The following is a 14,591-nucleotide window of genomic DNA, read 5'->3' as shown; positions in this document are numbered from 1 at the left end:
AGTCGATGCCAAGCGCTGGCGCATAGCCATGCTGGCGGAACTGGCCTTGCATCTGGCGACACCGGCCTCGCGCATGACCCGCCAGCTCGGCCTTGTCGGCGAGAGCGTCGCGCTCTGGTCGCGCGGCCTACGCCAGCGCCGGGCCTGGGCCGGGCATCACGCCCGCTGCCGGGACATCGTCGCGCAGGCCGTCGCCGCGCTGCCGGAGCGGCGGACCGCCGTCATTCTGGGCTCCGGGCTGCTGCGCGATATCCCCCTCGACCTGCTCGCGGACAATTTCGAGCGCGTGCTGCTGGTCGATGTCGTGCACCTCCCGCAGGTCCGGCTCCGAATGCGCCTGCGCAGCAACGTCGCATTGCTCACCCGCGACCTCACTGGCGTCATAGGCTGGCTCGCCGGCGAGAGTGGCGGCCGGAGCGATCCGCTCGCCGACCTCATCGCCGATCCGGCAGTCGATCTCGTCGTCTCCGCCAACCTGCTCTCGCAGCTCGCCTGGCCGATCGAGGACTGGCTTGCCGACAATCCCGCCGAAGCCGCGCAATTGCCGGCCGATCTGCCGGCCTGCTGCATCGCCTGGCATCTCGACGATCTCCGCCGCTTCCACGGCCGCGTGCTCTTGCTCAGCGATGTCGAGATGATCGAGCGTGATCGAACCGGCAAGATCACCGACCGGCTCGACCTGATGCACAGCATCGCGCTGCCCAACCCCGACGAGGGCTGGGACTGGCCGGTCGCGCCCTTCGGCGAAGCCGCGCGCGACCTGGAGAGCATCCACCGTGTCGGCGCCTGGCGGGATTTCCGCTAGATAGCGGCCTGCTCTTGCGTAGCGACGCGAGTCATTCCGGCCGCAGCGCAGCGGAGAGCCGGAATCCATGCCTGAGCTTTCACAGGCGTCGTTCCACAAAAAACAACAGCCTCAAGCACCGAGGCCCACCAATTTGGCTCAGGGGTGCCAGCCGGTCTCCGTCGCCGGAGCGTTCTCGCGCTCTTCCTCGCGCCGGGCTTCCTCGACCACGGCGAAGAGAGCCCTCAGCGCCGCATCGACCCCCTCGCCCGAGGCGGAGGAGAGGATGATCGGCATGCGCTTCGCCGCACGCTTCAGCCGCGCGACCTGCTCCTTGAGCACTTCCGGCGTCAGCGCATCGACCTTGGAGAGCGCGACGATCTCCGGCTTGTCGGCCAGGCCCCCGCCATAGGCCTCCAGCTCCTCGCGCACGGTCTTGTAGGCCTTGCCGGCATGCTCGCTGGTGCCCTCGACGAGATGCAGCAACACGCGGCAGCGCTCGATATGGCCGAGGAAGCGATCGCCGAGGCCGTGGCCCTCATGCGCGCCCTCGATCAGCCCGGGAATATCGGCCAGCACCATCTCGCGCGCGTCGACGCGCACGACGCCGAGGCCGGGATGCAGCGTGGTGAAGGGATAATCCGCGATCTTGGGCTTCGCCGCCGTGACGGTGGCGAGGAAGGTCGACTTGCCCGCGTTGGGCAGGCCGACGAGCCCGGCGTCGGCGATCAGCTTCAGCCGAAGCCAGACCCAGCGCTCCTCGCCCGGCAGGCCGGGGTTGGCATGGCGCGGCGCCTGGTTGGTCGCGGTCTTGAAATAGGCATTGCCGAAGCCGCCATTGCCGCCCTTGCACAGCACGAAGCGCTGACCGGGCTCGGTCAGGTCGGCGATCTTGGTCTCGCCATCCTCGTCGAGGATCTCGGTGCCCGGCGGAACCTTCAGCACGATCGCCGGCGAATTCGCGCCGTGGCGATCCTTGCCCATGCCGTGCTCGCCGGTGCGGGCCTTGAAGTGCTGCTGGAAGCGGAAATCGATCAGGGTGTTCAGCCCCTGCACGCATTCGACGACGATGTCGCCGCCGCGCCCGCCGTCGCCGCCGTTCGGCCCGCCGAACTCGATGAATTTTTCGCGGCGGAAGGAGACGCAGCCCGCGCCGCCGTCACCCGCCTTCACATAGATTTTGGCCTGGTCGAGGAATTTCATGAGATCGAATCGTGTCTGAAACCGGAAGCTGAGACAGGCAGTCATCCCGGGCACCACGCATCAGTGGCGCCGAACCGGGATCCATGCCTGAAGGAAAGAAGTCCCCTTGGCTTTAAGCCCGCGCGCGCTTTTGGGCAATGCGCCGCGTCAGGCTGCGTGCCTCAGCAGGCTCATTTCCTCGCGCAGGGCGTCGGCGAAGCGCCGCGCGGCGAGATCGGGCCGCGGCGCCATGATCAACCCCACGGTGAGTTCGAAAAGCGGCGGCAGGCCTTCTGCCGGGCCGATCCGGCGCAAGGAAGGCGGCACCGCGCTCTCGGTGATCGCCGCCACGCAGAAGCCCGCCTCCACCGCCGACAGCACGCCCGACGTGTGCGAGCAGGAGAAGACCAGCCGGTGCGCCTTGCCGGCCGTGTTGAGCGCGGCGAGAATGCGCGGGCGCGCCCGACACCCCTCCGCGAAGAGCGCGAGCGGCAGCATCTCCTGTAGCTCCGGCCGGTGGCCACGAGCCGCCACCCAGACCAGCGGCTCGCGGCGCAGCACCTCGCCCATCGGCTTGTTCGGATCCTGCGTGACCACGGCAAGGTCGAACTCGCCCGCCAGCAGCGCCGGCTCGATGCGCTTCGACAGGTCGCAGCGCACTTCGAGCTCCACCTTCGGATGCTCGGCGGCGAAGCGCGCGATCAGCGGACGAAGATAGGCGTCCATATAGTCGTCGGGGATGCCGATGCGCAGCCGGCCGGAGGGCGTGTCGCCGGCGAGATCGGCGAGCGCCTCGCGCTCGACCGCAAGCAGACGTCGCGCATGCGCGATCAGCCGTTCGCCTGCATCGGTCGGCGTGACGCCGCGCCGCGAACGTTCGAGCAGCTTGTGGCCAAGCTGGTTCTCCAGATCCTGGATGCGCACGGAGATTGCGGATTGCGTGCGGCCGAGCCGCGCGCTCGCCGCGGTGAATCCCCCGGTTTCCGCCACCGCCACCAGCATGCCGAGGGCGGCAAGATCGAAATGAACAGTCATGCGGTGCCTCCTCGGAACGCGCAACATCGATCGATTTTAAGAATGGTTAAATCAGAATAATCCGTTTTTCCGATGCAAGGAAGGGCCCTATATCCGCCCGTGAACGAGGCTGAGCCGGCCGCGCCGCCGCGACCGGAGCTGGCCATACCATCCGTCAGAAAACACCATGTCCGCTCCCGCTATTCCCGTCCGGCCCGCATCGCCCGCTCTCGCGATGTTCCTCACGCTGCTTGCCGGCGCGACCTTCATCGGTTTCTCCGGCATCTTCGTGCGCCTTGCCGATGTCGGCCCGGCTGCCGCCGGCTTCTGGCGCATGCTCTTCGCCCTGCCGGTCCTCGCCGTCTGGACGGCGTTGGAGCAGCGCAAACCGGTGGGCGGCAAGGTTCGTGGCGGCGCCTTCGGCGCGGTCGCACTGGCGGGCCTGACCTTCGGCATCGACGTTACGCTCTACAATGCCGCGCTCGGCCATACGACGATCGCCAATGCGTCGCTGCTCGGCAATCTCGCTCCGGTCGGCGTCGTGCTCGGCGGCTGGCTGCTGCTCGGCGAGCGCCCGTCACGGCGCATTCTCGGCGCACTGATGCTGGCGATCGCCGGCGCGCTCCTGCTCGTCCTGCCGAAATTCACCGGCGGGGCGCAGGTCTCGGGCAATCTGCTCGGCGACAGCCTCGCCGTCGGCGCCGCGATGTCCTACGCCACCTATATACTCGCCGTTCGCCGTGCCCGCGACCGGGCCGATGCCGGCTATGTCAGCCTCGTCTCCAGCATCGTCTGCGCCCTGTTCTGCCTCGCGGCTGCGCTTGCGCTCGGCGAGGTCGTCGTCCCCGCGAGTCTGCAGGGCTGGTTCGCTGTCGCCGCGCTCGGCCTCGTCTCCCATGCGCTTGGCCAGGGACTAATCACGCTCTCGCTCGGCAGCTATGGCGCCAGCGCCGCCTCGCTCGTCATGGTCTGGCCGGCGCTGGTCAGCGTGCTCGCCGCCTGGGCACTCTTCGGGGAGCAGCCGACGCCTGTGCAGGCCTTCGGCGGCGTCGCCATTCTCGCCGCCGTGCTGATGGTCCGGCGCGGCTGAGCCGCGCGCTTAAGCTGACTTGACGCCATAGTGCAGGATCACGGTGCCGTTCTTCAGTGGGCGGGCCGCAACCAATGTGAAACTGCGCTTCTCCGCGCTCGCCTTGAACAAGGGCGTGCCCTGCCCGATCGTGACCGGCGCGACCGCGAGCATGATCTCGTCGACCAACCCGGCCGCCAGCAACGACTCCGTCAGTTCCGCGCTGCCGAAGACATAGATGTCTTTGCCCAGCGCGGCCTTGCGGCGCGCGATTTCCCCGACGATGTCCGCGGTCACGGTGGTGTTGTTCCAGTCCGACCCGGTGAGGCTCCGTGACGCGACGAGCTTCGGCAGAGCGTTCATGAAGACTTTGGTCTCGCCCTCTTCCTCGGCCGACGTCCAATAGGCTTTCATCCCCTCATAGGTGACGCGGCCAAAGACCAGCAGCCCGGCCTTGCGCCCGAATTCGCGACTGAGCTCGGCCAGTTCCTCGCCCCAGGCATCGCCGTGGAAGCTGAGATCCCACTTCTCCTTGCCTTCGAAGAACCCTTCCAGCGTCATCACATTCCAGACGATCACCTTGGCCATCCCACCCTCCTGTCAGGCTCGTTTAGCTAGTTGTGAATTGCAATCGGTTGCTGACACGTCGAACCGATTTTATATTGCAAGCAGTTCTGGAGACAAGCATGCGCGAGACCGGCCGTTCGGGCTGTCCGATCAATCTGACGCTTGAGATATTGGGGGATCGCTGGAGCCTGATCGTCCTGCGCGACATCATGTTCGGCAACCGCCGGCATTTTCGCGAGCTCATGGCGAAATCGGACGAAGGCATCGCCTCCAACATCCTCGCCGACCGCCTGAAGCGCCTCGTCGAGAAGGGCCTGCTCTCGCGCCGCGACGACGCCAGCCACAAGCAGAAGGCGATCTACAGCCTGACCGAGATGGGGATCGCGCTCGTGCCCGTCTTCGCCGCCATGGGCGAGTGGGGCCGGCGCTTCCTGCCGGTGACGGAGGAGTTGTCGATCCGTGCCGAGTTGCTGGGCGAAGGCGGCCCGGCGCTATGGGAGCGCTTCATGCAGGAGCTGAGACACCTGCATCTCGATGCGCCCAAGCCCGAACAATCGGTGCTGGACGAGCTGACGCAGGCCTATCGGGACGCGTTGGCGCGCCGGCAGGCTATGACAATCTGAGCCACCGCCCGAACTTATCCCCGTCTGCCCTGGCGGCATGACACTGGAGCTCCTCTCAGGAGCCCCTCATGCCAATCCTCCACCGTCCTCACGCGGATCGCGAGCTTCGCACCGCCCGACTTCGCCTGTTGCGGCTGCGCGACGAGCTTTGCCTCATCCGCCGCGATCATTTCCACCGCAAATTCAATCCGAACCAGCCCCGCGTACCCTCCGGCAATGCCGGCGGTGGCCAATGGACCAGCGGCACAGGCGGAGGCGGTGGCTCGGGCGGAGGAGACCCCATTTCTCCCGATGGTACGTCGCTGAATACCGATACCGGCTGGTCCTCGTTGGGCGAAGGCTGGAACGAGGACGGCTCCGTCTTCGAGCAGGCCGTCACCGACGGCGCGGGCACGACGATCCAGTCGGAATATGCAGCCTCGCGCGCCGCCGGCTTCGACGAACGCCAAACCGTCACCTTCCCCGATGGCGAGAAGGCCAGCTTCGAGACGACGGACAAGGTTCAGTCGATCTATCACGGCGGGCCGGACGGCGATCTCGTCGCCCGTACGATCTGGACGCCGTCCGGGCCCGAGTCTGACGCGACGATCCAGCCGGCTTTCGCGCGGCGAGGCCTATCAACTATTTTTGGCGGCGCCGCCGCCCTCTTCAACTGGCAATCGCCGCTGAATGGCAGCGATGGTCAGCAGGCGGTCATGGGCTTCAACGCCCGCGACTATCGACCGGGAGACAGCACGAGCGGCAAGCTCGACTTGAGCTACATGGGGCGCATCACACAGGAAGAGGCCGAACTGGCCTGCCGGCGTTTGCCTGATGCCCAGGAATTGGCCGATCGCGCCGCCAACGCCGCCGGTTCTCCCGATCTCTATCCGTCGCGAGCCGTCTATGGAACGGACGTTCACACGCGCTTTGCGCAATATGTCCGAGATCTACATGACATCAACTTCCAAGCCGAACGGTCATACCTCAAAGAGCGCTTTGAGGGAGTAAACAGCGGGGAGGTGCCCTATGGATATCCGCGGTCAACCCGCGTGGACGCCTATGAATATCGCCAGGGCGGCACGCTCTGTGTCTATGATCTGAAGACTGGCCGCACTGATTTGTCCGACCGGCGGGCCGAGATTCTGGCCAATGCCATACGAATGGGATTTACGTCGATCCAACGGATTATAGTCATACAGGTGAGACCGCGAGGATGACGACGAAACGGCAGATCAAGAAGCTCTTCGATCTCCTGGCTTCGCGTCATGCCGATTTGATCGTCAAAGACCGCTTCGTCGTCGTTGCGCCGCTGCGGCATGTGATTCGTTCAATATCAATCGACCGAACGTCGGATGCCGATTTCCCGTGCTTCTATTGGCACGTCGGACACAGCTTCAGGCCGTGCGGAGGCCTGGGAGGCCTCTCTGCCGAATGGTTCCCGCTTCCCAACGAAGGGCCGCGACGCTGGTCGGATCCCGACTTCACGAACACCGTCATCGATGCAATTGAGCGGCGGATCCTGCCGATGCTACGCCGCGTGCAAACGATCGACGACATATTCCATGTCGAGGGTGAGCCCCACTCTCATGCATGTGATGACCGGCTCAATCATCACGAGCCCTATCGAATTCAATTACTTGCCGCTTTGGGACGCTTTGAGGAGGCGCTTCCCATCTACGACAAAATCAAGGACTGGCACCTCACCATGAAGAACGGATGGCAACCCCAATTCGAGCAGGCGAGCCGATTGGGAGCCTTCGTCGCGGCGGGAGACCGCCCGGCCGTGGCATCCCTGCTCCATCAATGGGAGGAGGAGTTCGCCGTCCGCACCGACCTCCTCCCAATCTACGAACGCACGCCCTTCCCGCTCGAACTCCAGCCCTGACGCCTCACTCCGCCGCCAGCCGCGGCGCGGCCGGCTTCGACATCGCCTCCGCTGTCGCGATCGCGGGCGCTGCGTGCTCCTCGATCGGCTCCCAGCTGCTCTCGTCTTCGGCCTTGCCGAAGAAGCGGCCGAAGAGCCAGCCTGTCGCCCGCGAGAGATCGTCCATCACCATGTAGAAGGACGGCACGAAGATGAGCGAGAGCACGGTCGAGACGAGGAGGCCACCGATCACGGCGATCGCCATCGGCGCGCGGAACTCGCCGCCATCGCCGACGCCATAGGCCGAGGGCAGCATACCCGCCGCCATGGCGATGGTCGTCATCAGGATCGGGCGGGCGCGCTTGCGGCCGGCTTCCAGCAGCGCCGTCATCCGGTCCTTGCCGCGCCCGACCTCCTCCACCGCGAAATCGACCAGCATGATCGCGTTCTTGGTGACGATGCCCATCAGCATCAGCAGGCCGATATAGACCGGCATCGAGACGGCGTTGCCGGTCGCGAGCAACGCGATCACCACGCCGCCGAATGAGAGCGGCAGCGAGAGCAGGATGGTGATCGGCTGGAAGACCGAGCCGAAGAGCAGGATCAGCACGGCCAGCACCAGCATCAACCCGGTCGTCATCGCGGTGAGGAAGCCCTGGACGACCTCTCCCTGGATTTCCGCGTCTCCGGTCGCAGCGATCCAGACTCCATCAGGCAGGCCGACTTCCTCGACGATGTCGTGGAATCTGTCCTGCGCGGTGCCGAGTTCGAAGCCGCGCTTGAGATCGGCGCCGATCTGGGCGCGGCGCACGCGGTCGTAGCGGTCGATGGAACTCGGCCCTTCGCCGAAGCCGATATCGGCCACGGCGGTCAGCGGGATCGAGACACCGTTCGTGTTGGTCACGCGCAGCGCCGCGATGTTGCGCATGTCGGTGCGTGCGGCTTCGTCGAGCTGGACGCGGATCGGCACCAGCCGGTCGCCGGCATTGAACTTGGCGAGGTTGGCGCCGACATCGCCGATGGTGGCGACGCGCACGGCTTCCGAGATCGCCTCCGGCGTCACGCCGAGATTGGCGGCTTCCTCCAGCTTCGGCGTGACGCGCAGCTCGGGGCGGCTGAGCGAGCCTGCCGTCGCGACGTTGAGATAGCCGTCGACCTGGCGCATCCGCGCCTCGATCTTCGCGACGGCGGCATCGAGCGCCTCGCCGTTCTTCGACAGGATTGAGAAGGCCATTTCGCGCTCGCCGCGTTCGTTGACGTACCAGGCGCGAACGTCCGGCACGCTGGCGAGCTTCTCTGCGATGGTGACCTTGAGCTCCTTCTGCTTGATGTCGCGCTCGGCCTTCGGCTTGAGCAGGATGAAGACCGCGGCGCGGCGCACCTCTCGCTGGCCGGTCGGCGATGCCCCACCGAGCACGAAGACGTCGCGCACTTCCGGAATGGTCTTCAGCGCATCGACGAGCTTGTCGGTGGTGACGCGCGTGTCCTCCAGTGTCGATCCCGGCGGCAGCTCGACCGAGGCGACGACGCGGGAGGTGTCCTCGTCCGGGATGAAGCCGGTCGGCAGCATCTGCGTCGCCTGGATCGAGCCGATCAGGAACATGAAGCCGACCACCAGCGTCGCATAGGCCGTGTTGAACGGCATGCTGCGCCAGCGCCCCGTACCGTCGAAGCGCGGGAAGAACGGGATGCGCCGCTTCTTCAGCGTGCCCTTCAGCAGGCCGACATAGGCGCCCATGATCAGCCCGTCCTTCGGATCGGCATGATCGACCGGCTTCATCAGATAGGCCGCCATCATCGGCGTGATCAGCCGCGCGACCAGCAGCGAGAACAGCACCGCGGCTGCGACGGTGAGCCCGAACTGGCGGAAATACTGGCCGGCAACGCCGCCCATGAAGGAGACCGGCGCGAAGATCGCGACGATGGTCAGCGTGATCGCGATGACCGCGAGGCCGATCTCGTCCGCCGCCTCCATCGCGGCGCGATAGGGCGATTTGCCCATCTTCATGTGCCGGACGATGTTCTCGATCTCGACGATGGCGTCGTCGACCAGGATGCCGGTCACCAGCGTGATGCCGAGCAGGCTGACGAGATTGAGCGAGAAGCCCATCAGCTCCATCGCCCAGAAGGTCGGGATGGCAGAGAGCGGCAATGCAACCGCCGTGATCAGCGTCGCGCGCCAGTTGCGCAGGAACAGGAAGACGACGATGACGGCGAGCCCAGCACCCTCCAGCAGCGTTTCCATCGCCGCCTTGTAGTTGCCATAGGTATAGGCGACGGCGTCGTCGATCGGCGTGATCTTGATGTCGGGGAAGCGCTTGTTGAGATCGGCCACGCGCTGCGCCACGACATCCTTGACCGAAAGCTCGCTCGACCCCTTCGAGCGGAAAACGGCGAAGGTCACGACCGGGCTCTTGTTCAGCCGGCCGAAGGCGCGCGGCTCCGAATTCGAATCCTCGACGCGGCCGAGTTCCTTCAGGCGTACCTCGCGCCCGCCGGTCAACGTGATCTTGGCCTCGGCAAGGTCCGCGACGGTGCGCGCCCCGGCAAGCGTGCGGATCGCCTGCTCCTGGCCGCCGACCTCACCACGCCCGCCGGCGAGATCGACATTGGTCGCGCGAATCTGGCGGTTGACCTCGCCGGCGGTGATGCCGAGCGCGAGCAGCCGGTCCGGATCGAGCGAGATGCGGATCTCGCGATCGACGCCGCCATAGCGCTCGACGCGGCCGACGCCCTTCAGCCCCTGCAACTCGCGCGCGACGACATCGTCGACGTGCCAGGAGAGCTGCTCCAGCGTCATGCCCGCCGAGGCGGCGCCATAGGTCAGGATCGACTGGCCCTCGACATCGATGCGCTGGATCACCGGCTCGTCGATGGTGCGCGGCAGGTCGGCCCGGATCTTGGCGATGGCGTCCTTGACGTCGTTGACCGCGCGGTCGGTGTTGGTCTCGAGCCGGAACTCGATCAGCGTCAGCGACTGGCCGTCGGTCAGGGTCGAGGTGACATGCTTCACCCCTGTAATGTTGGCGACGGTATCCTCGACGCGCTTGCTGACCTGGCTCTCGAGCTCGGCCGGCGCCGCGCCGGACTGCGTCACGGTGACGGAGACCAGCGGGATGTCGATGTTCGGAAAGCGCGTGACCGGCAGCTTCGAGAAGGCGAGCAGCCCGAGCACGCAGAGCACGACGAAGAGCAGGATCGCCGGAACCGGCTTTCGGATCGACCAGGCGGAGAAATTCACATTCATGGCCGCATCCGTCAGTTCATCGCGACGGGAGTCACGAGGTCGCCGTCGCGCACGAAGGTGCCGGCGCGCGCCACCACGGTCTCACCTGCCGCAATGCCGCTGGCGATCTCGGCGCGTCCGCCTCCGACGAGGCCGAGCGTGACCGGCTTGGTTGCGACGCGGCCATCCTTCACCGTCTGCACGCTCGGGCCCGAGCGGCTATAGGTGATGGCCGAGAGCGGCAGGGTCACGGCGCGCTTGCGGCCAGTCTCGATGATACCGCGTGCAAAGGCGCCGATCGCGACCGGCGGATTGCCGTCCAGCGCGACGCGGACGCGGCCAAGCCGCGAGGCCTTGTCGACCTCCGGCGCGATCAGCCGGATCGTACCGGCAAGCGCATCCTTGGCCCCGGCCGGCAGCACCGAAACCGGCTGACCGACCTTCAGGCCCGGCAGCTCGACTTCGGCAACCTGCGCTTCGAGCTCGATGGCGCCATCGGCGATGATCCGGAACAGCGGGTCCGACGTCGGCAACATGCTCGCCGTCGCGCCCAGCCTCGCCGTCCGGCGGCTGACGATGCCGGCGCGCGGAGCCTTGATCTCGGTCCGGGCGAGCCTGACCGCAATGTCCTTGCCCTGCGCCTGGGCGAGCGCGAGATCGGCGGTCGCGATCGCCAGCAGCTGCCGAGCGGCATTGGCGCGTGCCTGGCCGGAACGCGCGGCGGCAGCGCGCTGATCGAACGTCTCCATGCTGGCATTGCCACTGTCGCGCAGCGCCTTGGTGCGGTCGAAGGCGTTGTTGGCCTGGACCAGATTGGCGTCGGCCTCGGCGATCTGGGCGTTGGCCTGAGCGACCGCAGCCTCGGCACGGGCGATCTGGGCGTCGTTCTGGATCTTCTGGACTTCGAGCGTCGTCCGGTTCAGCCGCGCCAGTACCTGGCCCTGCGCGACCTTGTCGCCTTCCTCCGCCAGAAGCTCGATGATCGACAGGCCGTCGACCTCGGGAGCCACCAGGATCTCGTCGCGCGCAACCATGGAGCCGGACACGACGACGCTCTGGACGATCTCGGTCTGCTCGGCCTGTGTGACCGTGACGGAGGGGCCTGCAGCGGGCGCGGCGGCAGGCGACGCCTTTGCCTGGGTCTGAGCAGCGAGCGGCGGCGGCGCCGCCAGCGCCGTGGCAAGCGCCAGCGAGGCGGCCGCCAGACGCGGAACGGTCATGCGAACGATCATCGGAAACGATCCTGTTGCGGCGTTGAAACCGAAAGAAATGGGAAGAGCCCGGCGGGAGCAGAGATCACGGCTGCATCTCCGTTTCAGGCAGGAGCATGGTCCGGGCGAGCTGGCGCATGCCGGCGAAGAGCGTTTCCGCGGCAACGGCCTCGTCGAAGTTCGGATCCATCGCCCGCCGGCAGAAATAGCCGTCGGCCATCATCGAGACCGCCAGCAGGAAGCGGTGCTCATCGAGCCGCGGCGGCAATTCGCCATTGCGCTTGGCTTCGCTGATCGCGGCCGCCAGCCCCTCGATCACGGTGCCGTCGATATCGGCACACATGCGGGCCATCGCGGGATTGCGCGCGGCCTCGGCCCAGATCTGCACGGCGATCACGGCCTTCTCCCGCGGCTGGCGGACCAGATGCTTGCGGCCGAGCTCCTCGAGTTGGTCGAGCAGCGAGCCGTTATCGGGACAAAGGCTGCCGAAATCCTCCGCGATCAGGCTGCGGTCCCGCTCGGACATGCCGGCGATGATCGCGTCCTTGGAGCTGAAATAGCGGTAGAGATTGCCCGGGCTCATGCCCGCCTCGGCCGCGACATCCTGCATCGTCGCGGCGTGGAACCCCGCTCGCGCGAAGACGCTCTCGGCCGCATCGAGGATGCGGATATGGCGCTCCGACAGGGCGGAATCGGACTGCGATGCGGGAACCAGAGGTGGCATCAGAACTCGGCACAATGAGAATGAACGTTCATTCTCATCTCAGATCGGCAGCCTAAGGTCAAGCGAAACGCCTCCATCGCCTGCCCGATCCGGCATGATCGAACAACCTTGCCCGATCATTGCAGCGTTTCCGGCGCATAAATTGCTTGCTTCGTCCCGTCTGGAACCTCATTCTGAAGAGCGACCTGTCATGGCTTGGCGTGCCTTTCTCCCGCCTGCCGGTGCGCGAGCGATTTTGAAGCCCGTGATGAACGACCACGCCTTCGCCCTCCGCGCTGCCCGCAGAACGCGCTCCCCCCTCGCCACCCGGCCGAGCCTCCCGGCACCCAAACCGGTGCTCGTCGTGCTGCATCAGGAGCATTCGACCTCCGGCCGCGTCGGCCGGCTGCTGCAGGCGCGCGGGCATGCGCTCGACATTCGCAAGCCGCGCTTCGGTGATCCCTTGCCGCAGACCATGCGAGGCCATGCCGGCGCCCTGATCTTCGGCGGCCCGATGGGCGCCAACGATCCCGAAGATTTCATCAAGGCCGAGATCGACTGGATCGGCACCTGCCTGAAGGAGGATGCCCCCTTCCTCGGCATCTGCCTCGGCGCGCAAATGCTGGCTAAGCATATGGGCGCACGCGTCTACACCCATGGCGAAGGGCGGGCCGAGGTCGGCTACTATCCCCTTGCCGTGACTGAAGCCGGCGCAGCCCATGCCCACGCCGCGCAATTCGTCTGGCCGGGCACGGTCTATCAATGGCACCGAGACGGCTTCGACTGCCCAACTGGCGCAGAATGCCTCGCTACGGGCGGGGATTTCCCCGTACAGGCCATTCGCGCCGGTTCGAAGGCCTATGGCGTCCAGTTCCATCCCGAGGTGACGCCGGCGATGATGTATCGCTGGTCGGTGCGCGGCCATGAGCGCACGCTGATGCCCGGCGCTCAGCTCGGCCACACCCACCTGCCGGGTTGGTTTCAGCATGACCCGGCAGTCAGGCTCTGGCTCGACGCATTTCTCGATCACTGGCTGGAGGAGCCGGCCTCAGCCGGCCTGCAACGCACTTGACCCGCACAGCTCTTATCCTCGGCGCCGGCATGGTCGGCGTCTCCTGCGCGCTTGCCCTGCAGAAGCGCGGCATCGCCGTCACGCTCATCGACCGCAAGGAACCGGGACGCGAGACCTCCTATGGCAATGCCGGGGTGCTCGCCAGTTCCTCGATCCTGCCGCTCAACAACCCCTCGCTCTACGCTAAGATCACGGATTATCTCGGCAATCGGCACCCCGCGCTCAATCTGAGCTGGCGTCGCGCCCTGGCCCGGCCGGGCTGGCTGCTGCGCTTTCTCTGGGAGGCCCGCCCCTCGCAGGCGCCCGCCCGCATCGCCGCGCTCGCATCGCTCACCGCCAGCACGGTCGAGCGCCACCGAGCCCTGATGAACGAGGCGGGAGTCGCGCATCGCCTGCGCGAAACCGGCACGCTCAAGCTCTGGCGCACCGAAGCCGGCCACGCGGCGGCCCAGGCCGAGCATGATTTCCTGAAGCGGCACGGCATCAAGTCGCAGCTCCTCGACCGGCAAGGCCTCTCCGCCGTGGAGCCGAGCCTGAACCCGATCTTCCCGGTCGCGCTGCTGATCCCTTGCGTCGGCTCGGTCGATTCCCCCGGCGCGGTCACCGCTGCCTATGCTGCGCTCTTTGCCGGCCGCGGCGGGCACATCGTGCAGGCCGCGATCACCGGACTCGCCCGCCACGGCGCCGGCTGGCGCGCGAACACCGCGAAGGGCAGCTTCGACGCAGATATCGCGGTGGTCGCGCTCGGCCCCTGGAGCGGCGATCTGCTGAAGCCGCTCGGGCTCGATCCCTGGCTCGACGTCGAGCGCGGCTATCACCGCCATCTCAAGCCGGGTGCCGGCACCCGGCTGTCGCGGCCGGTCTATGATGTCGACGGCGCCTATTACATGGCGCCGATGGAGCGGGGCTTTCGCATCACCAGCGGCGTCGATCTCGCGTTCCGCGATGCCCCGGACGACCACCGCCAGATCGACAGCGCCACGGCATCGGCCCGCGAGGCCTTTGCGCTCGGCGAGGTCGTCGGCGAGACCTGGCGCGGCGCGCGGCCGACCTTGCCGGATTCCTTGCCGATGATCGGCGAGGCACCCCGCAATCCCGGGCTCTGGCTCGCCTTTGGCAACCAGCATATCGGCTTCTCGACCGGCCCGATCACCGGCGAGATGATCGCCGCCATGGTCTGCGGCGAGACACCCCCCGCTGATCCGAAGCCGTTCAGGCCGGAGCGGTATATCTCCTGACGGCTGCCCCTCCGTCATGGTCGGGCTTGACCCGGCCATCTCTGGCCGAAGGAGGC

The 14,591-nt window shown here is 66.7% G+C and carries 13 protein-coding genes; 7 read left to right on the top strand and 6 right to left on the bottom strand.

Going from position 1 to position 14,591, the window contains the following annotated elements; translation table 11 throughout:
- Positions 1-28: 28 nt before the first annotated feature.
- Positions 29-805 carry a hypothetical protein gene (locus AB4Z16_RS12070; protein WP_441511589.1) on the top strand — a complete coding sequence of 259 codons (777 nt, stop codon included), beginning with the start codon at positions 29-31 and terminating at the stop codon, positions 803-805.
- A gap of 138 nt (positions 806-943) precedes the next feature.
- Here the strand turns inward: AB4Z16_RS12070 and obgE are convergent, their stop codons facing one another.
- Both obgE and AB4Z16_RS12060 read right to left on the bottom strand, forming a co-directional pair.
- Entirely contained in the window at positions 944-1,987 is a 1,044-nt protein-coding gene (gene obgE / locus AB4Z16_RS12065; protein ID WP_441511588.1) for a GTPase ObgE, read from the bottom strand.
- A 147-nt stretch (positions 1,988-2,134) separates the two neighbouring features.
- Entirely contained in the window at positions 2,135-3,001 is an 867-nt protein-coding gene (locus AB4Z16_RS12060; RefSeq protein ID WP_441511587.1) for a LysR family transcriptional regulator, read from the bottom strand.
- A gap of 166 nt (positions 3,002-3,167) precedes the next feature.
- On the opposite strand from AB4Z16_RS12060, the gene AB4Z16_RS12055 reads away from it, so the two are divergent.
- Positions 3,168-4,070: a DMT family transporter gene (locus AB4Z16_RS12055; RefSeq protein ID WP_441511586.1), complete on the top strand. Its 903-nt coding sequence runs from the start codon at positions 3,168-3,170 to the stop codon at positions 4,068-4,070.
- A gap of 9 nt (positions 4,071-4,079) precedes the next feature.
- Here AB4Z16_RS12055 and AB4Z16_RS12050 read toward each other — a convergent pair whose 3' ends face one another.
- Entirely contained in the window at positions 4,080-4,637 is a 558-nt protein-coding gene (locus tag AB4Z16_RS12050) for a dihydrofolate reductase family protein (protein WP_441511585.1), read from the bottom strand.
- Positions 4,638-4,735: 98 nt separating this feature from the next.
- Here AB4Z16_RS12050 and AB4Z16_RS12045 point away from each other — a divergent pair, with 98 nt between their 5' ends.
- The 3 genes from AB4Z16_RS12045 (at position 4,736) to AB4Z16_RS12035 (ending at position 7,106) form a co-directional block, all read left to right on the top strand.
- Complete coding sequence (locus tag AB4Z16_RS12045) at positions 4,736-5,239, top strand: winged helix-turn-helix transcriptional regulator (protein ID WP_441511584.1); 504 nt, start codon at positions 4,736-4,738, stop codon at positions 5,237-5,239.
- Positions 5,240-5,367: 128 nt separating this feature from the next.
- The gene (locus tag AB4Z16_RS12040) at positions 5,368-6,438 is read left to right on the top strand and encodes a hypothetical protein (RefSeq protein WP_441511583.1); all 1,071 of its coding nucleotides are present in this window, start codon (positions 5,368-5,370) and stop codon (positions 6,436-6,438) included.
- Positions 6,435-7,106 (top strand): hypothetical protein, encoded by a 672-nt coding sequence (locus AB4Z16_RS12035; protein ID WP_441511582.1) that lies wholly within the window; start codon positions 6,435-6,437, stop codon positions 7,104-7,106. Before AB4Z16_RS12040 ends, AB4Z16_RS12035 begins: the two co-directional genes overlap by 4 nt.
- 4 nt (positions 7,107-7,110) lie before the next feature.
- On the opposite strand, the gene AB4Z16_RS12030 is transcribed toward AB4Z16_RS12035, so the two are convergent.
- The 3 genes from AB4Z16_RS12030 to AB4Z16_RS12020 all read right to left on the bottom strand — a co-directional run bounded on the left by AB4Z16_RS12030 (position 7,111) and on the right by AB4Z16_RS12020 (position 12,246).
- Positions 7,111-10,332, bottom strand: a complete 3,222-nt coding sequence (locus tag AB4Z16_RS12030) for an efflux RND transporter permease subunit (protein ID WP_441511581.1) — start codon at positions 10,330-10,332, stop codon at positions 7,111-7,113.
- 11 nt (positions 10,333-10,343) lie between these two features.
- Positions 10,344-11,531, bottom strand: coding sequence for an efflux RND transporter periplasmic adaptor subunit (locus tag AB4Z16_RS12025; protein WP_441511580.1), 1,188 nt, complete (start codon positions 11,529-11,531; stop codon positions 10,344-10,346).
- A gap of 76 nt (positions 11,532-11,607) precedes the next feature.
- A complete protein-coding gene (locus tag AB4Z16_RS12020; protein ID WP_441511579.1) occupies positions 11,608-12,246 on the bottom strand; it encodes a TetR/AcrR family transcriptional regulator in 639 nt (212 codons plus the stop codon).
- 247 nt (positions 12,247-12,493) lie between these two features.
- On the opposite strand from AB4Z16_RS12020, the gene AB4Z16_RS12015 reads away from it, so the two are divergent.
- Together AB4Z16_RS12015 and AB4Z16_RS12010 are read left to right on the top strand one after the other, a co-directional pair.
- On the top strand, positions 12,494-13,297 hold the full coding sequence (locus tag AB4Z16_RS12015; protein WP_441511578.1) for a glutamine amidotransferase: 804 nt from the start codon (positions 12,494-12,496) through the stop codon (positions 13,295-13,297).
- On the top strand, positions 13,294-14,535 hold the full coding sequence (locus AB4Z16_RS12010) for an NAD(P)/FAD-dependent oxidoreductase (RefSeq protein ID WP_441511577.1): 1,242 nt from the start codon (positions 13,294-13,296) through the stop codon (positions 14,533-14,535). Before AB4Z16_RS12015 ends, AB4Z16_RS12010 begins: the two co-directional genes overlap by 4 nt.
- Positions 14,536-14,591 lie beyond the last annotated feature (56 nt).

The sequence above is a fragment of the Allobosea sp. TAF32 genome (assembly GCF_052113585.1).
Taxonomy (GTDB): domain Bacteria; phylum Pseudomonadota; class Alphaproteobacteria; order Rhizobiales; family Beijerinckiaceae; genus Allobosea.
Note: the sequence above shows the minus strand (reverse complement) of the source record. Positions and strands in the feature narration are given on the sequence as shown.